Source organism: Anabaena sp. CA = ATCC 33047 (assembly GCF_963870205.1).
Taxonomy (GTDB): Bacteria; Cyanobacteriota; Cyanobacteriia; order Cyanobacteriales; family Nostocaceae; genus Trichormus.
On record NZ_CAWMSA010000040.1, the window covers coordinates 231,750 to 235,648 of the forward strand.

Consider the following 3,899-nt stretch of genomic DNA (forward strand, 5'->3'; position numbering starts at 1 on the left):
CATACCGGATCTGGCTTCTGTAATGGAGTAAAAAGCTTGTGGACAGACCCACCTCTGGCGTAATTAGGAAACTGATTATGGTAAGTGGACTGGATGAATCAAGAATCCCATCGGCTTTTAGCCGTGGGAGTGTCAACAGGACAGAAAAATCATTCCTGTGGTGGACAAAGTTGTTGGACACTAGAGGGTAATTTTCGGCACATTTGTTGCAAAGTTTGCGGATGGAGTTGCCACCAAGCAAACAGTCCGATTCCAGTCCCCGCTACTAGCAAAGCGAATAATCCTCCTAGCAGTAAAAAAGGCTGACGTTGACGAGTTGGTTTTTGCGCTGGGGCTGGGCTGGGTTCATCCTCTGCCAAATCCAAATTTAACAGTGCTTGAGAACTTTCTGTTAATGTTGTTTGTGCAATTTCTGCCAAGTCAGATTCTGCTTCAATTTCTGCCAAAGCAGATACTTCGGTTTCTGGTGGTTCTGATGGCGGAATTGCTACTGGTGGCGGTGGTGGCGGCGGTATCGGCACTAAGGAGTCTTTGGCAATCCGGCAAAAAGTCAGCACCACTGAAGTATTATCATGACCATTTTTTTCGTTGGCTAAATTAATCCATTCACGGACGGCATCTTCCACCGCCAACTGTCCTGTTAATACAGGTAATGCGTAATCCTGCCAATATTTTTCTACTAAATTGTTATCACTTAAACCATCTGAACACAGTAGTAATATACCATCTTCATCCAAGATAAACCTTTGAATTACCAACCTTAAGCCTTCCGCATCTCTAATACCCAAGGCTTGAGTTAAGGCGTGAGCCTCTGGTTTTTGGAGTGCTTGACGATACATAGCCCGTGCCAAGCGCACCTCCCTAGTTGCCACATCATTATCTATGGTAAGTTGTTGGCAGTAGTTACGAGTTATCCAGTAAGCGCGACTATCACCCACACTAGCCAAGTAAAGCTCATGGGCGTTGTTAGACTGCCCACCAGACTGTTTCAAGGCTCGTTGCGGCACTTGTAAAGCCATCACCAGAGTTGTCGCCATTCGTTCTCTGCCTTGGCGTTTCAGTTCGTCATTACGGGAGCTAATCAGGTTATTCACTACCCTGATGCAAGCCTCTAACTGTTCTTGTAACAATTTGGGTGGCACAAGTTCAGTTTGTTCGGCTACCTCTGCTAATAAAGCACGGATTTGTAATTTTAAAGACTGGATTGCTAATTGACTTGCTACTTCGCCGCCTTGATGTCCCCCAATACCATCGCAAACAATAGACAAATGAGGCAATAATGAATCATCTGGATTATCGTTAGTGTTGGGGTAACAAGTGTCTTCATTTTGTTGTTGTTGGATTCCTATATCTGTAGCCCCTACTACCTTCAGATTTAATGGTAATTCTGCGGCTGTTGAGAGCAATAAACTATTAAGTTGAGTTTTAATAGTGTCTAACTCTACCTCAGAGTTAGTCATTAGCTGGACTATATGCCTTAATTCTGAGACTATCGCCTGATTAGCGGCTTCTACTAGAGGCTGCCACGCGTCGGCTAAATCCAGTAACCTAGGCGGTGAACTGGTTGTGGTGTGTAGTTCTAAAAGTCGCACACACCAACCTTGAACTCGCAGGTTGTCTGGGATGAGTAAACTTTGCGCCTGCCCGAATTTTGATAACGGTGTCCAAAGTTGAAGAATTTGCCAGAGCCAATAAACTTGTCTGACTGCTTTGGCTTGCTGCCAAGCTGCGGTAAGGCAGGGGTAAAGATTTCCTTGCTCATCGATGGGGACATTTTCTAGCAGCAGAATATCATTTGTACCTTCTTCCCCATTGGAAACAAAGCCATAGGGTTGGGGAAGGTGCAAACGCTCTGATTGTAGGCGTAAATACGGAATAACTACTGGTGGTAATTCTGCGGGGATAGCTGGCGGTAGTCTTGGTTGAGTATCTAAGTAAATTTGCTGTGCGATCGCCTCATATCTATCTACTAATTTTGTACCTAGGGGAGTTTTCGCCGTTAATGAGCCAGTAGCCCAGAGATAACGGTAAACCAAGGGAGTTTGACAACTGGCACAAACCAGATCACCCACAGAATTAATCGGATTATCGCAGTCTGGATTTATACAGTAAATTACTCTTTGAGTAGAAATCATAAGTATTTATTTAAAAATAAATCGGCTTGTGAATTTCGATTAAATTTAGCTGTCAAAGACTTGCAGCCTAGAATAGACTGGATGTGTCTAGTCCTGACTACAGATTGTTACTGAATTTAATCACAATTATTTGCAAAAAAGACTAAGTTTTTCTGTAAACCGCTAGTGTCGGTATGTATCTACTCTCAGATATTTATAAATGTACGTTGCATGATGTAGTGTCTAGGTTGAAGCTATGCCGAGTTCTACTTTAATCTGGCTCGTGGCAGGTTCAGCACTGTGTTTAACAGAACTATTTTTACCGTCGGCTTTTATCGCCTTCATGATGGGTATTAGTGCCTTAATTGTGGCACTGCTATCTCAATTCGGTGTGACGAGTTTATGGTTGCAAGTTATAGCTTGGCTATTGCTTTCTACCTTGTTGGTTTTATTTTCTCGGCGGTTTTTGCAACCGCGACGACGCAAGTCAAAAATTCAAGATGCAATTATAGCCGAGACTTTAACGGAAATTCCAGCAGGTAAAACAGGGCGCATTCTCTACGAAGGCAATTCTTGGCGGGCGTTATGCGACGACGAACAACTCAGCATTCCAGCGCATCAAAGGGTTTATGTAGTTAGAAGGGAAGGTACTACATTGATTGTGATGCCAGAAAATTTGTTGCATAGTCTTTAGTTGTTAGTCATTAGTCATTAGTCATTAGTTCAAAAAACTCAGGAGCAGCGATAAATGTTAGAAAACTTTTTTTTACTTGTATTTTTGGCACTGGGGGGTTCTGCCGTTGCTGGTTCTGTTAAAGTCGTCAATCAGGGTAATGCAGCGTTAGTAGAAAGATTAGGTAGTTATAACAAAAAACTTGAGCCTGGGCTGAACTTTGTTATTCCTTTTTTAGATAAAATTGTCTATCAAGAAACTATTCGAGAGAAAGTTTTAGATATTCCACCCCAAAAATGTATCACCCGTGACAACGTAGGTATTGAAGTGGATGCAGTGGTGTATTGGCGGATTGTGGATATGGAAAAAGCCTGGTATAAGGTAGAAAATCTCCAGTCGGCAATGGTGAATTTGGTGTTAACTCAAATTCGCTCGGAAATGGGACAATTGGAATTAGACGAAACTTTTACCGCCCGCGCCCAAATTAATGAGATTTTGTTAAGAGATTTGGATATTGCTACTGATCCTTGGGGTGTGAAGGTGACGCGGGTAGAACTGCGAGATATTATACCTTCTCAGGCGGTGCGAGAGTCGATGGAGTTGCAAATGTCAGCCGAACGCCGCAGACGGGCAGCAATTTTAAATTCTGAAGGTGAGCGAGAAGCGGCTGTTAATAGTGCCAGAGGTAAAGCGGAAGCCCAAATTTTAGATGCAGAAGCTCGGCAAAAGTCTGTAATTTTACAGGCAGAGGCGGAACAAAAAGCCATCGTCATGAAAGCGCAAGCGGAACGTCAACAACAAGTTCTCAAAGCTCAGGCGATCGCAGAATCCGCAGAAATTATATCCCAAAAAATCAACTCCAATTCTACCGCCCGTCCAGCATTAGAAGTGTTGTTAGCTTTAGGCTATCTAGATATGGGTTCTACTATCGGTAAGAGCGATAGTAGCAAGGTGATGTTTATCGACCCGCGTACTATCCCTGCTACCTTGGAAGGTATACGCTCTATTGTTTCAGATACGCAAACGAATGTTGTCGGCAATGGGCGTTAGTCATTAGTCATTAGTCATTAGTCATTAGTCATTAGTCATTAGTCATTAGTCATTAGTCATTA

General features: G+C 43.1%; 3 protein-coding genes. 2 read left to right on the top strand and 1 reads right to left on the bottom strand.

Features of this window, described 5'->3' with window-relative positions; genetic code table 11:
* Positions 1-149 precede the first annotated feature (149 nt).
* The gene (locus AACS98_RS10510) at positions 150-2,135 is read right to left on the bottom strand and encodes a 4-Cys prefix domain-containing protein (RefSeq protein ID WP_066379272.1); all 1,986 of its coding nucleotides are present in this window, start codon (positions 2,133-2,135) and stop codon (positions 150-152) included.
* A 235-nt stretch (positions 2,136-2,370) separates the two neighbouring features.
* On the opposite strand from AACS98_RS10510, the gene AACS98_RS10515 reads away from it, so the two are divergent.
* Positions 2,371-2,808: an NfeD family protein gene (locus AACS98_RS10515; protein WP_066379275.1), complete on the top strand. Its 438-nt coding sequence runs from the start codon at positions 2,371-2,373 to the stop codon at positions 2,806-2,808.
* Between the two features lie 54 nt (positions 2,809-2,862).
* Positions 2,863-3,837, top strand: coding sequence for an SPFH domain-containing protein (locus tag AACS98_RS10520; protein WP_066379284.1), 975 nt, complete (start codon positions 2,863-2,865; stop codon positions 3,835-3,837).
* The last annotated feature ends 62 nt before the right edge of the window (positions 3,838-3,899 follow it).

Bases quoted from the DNA above. Each gene is read 5' to 3' on its own strand.
- AACS98_RS10510 (WP_066379272.1), bottom strand. From the start codon at position 2,135: ATGATTTCTACTCAAAGAGTAATTTACTGTATAAATCCAGACTGCGAT.
- AACS98_RS10515 (WP_066379275.1), top strand. From the start codon at position 2,371: ATGCCGAGTTCTACTTTAATCTGGCTCGTGGCAGGTTCAGCACTGTGT.
- AACS98_RS10520 (WP_066379284.1), top strand. From the start codon at position 2,863: ATGTTAGAAAACTTTTTTTTACTTGTATTTTTGGCACTGGGGGGTTCT.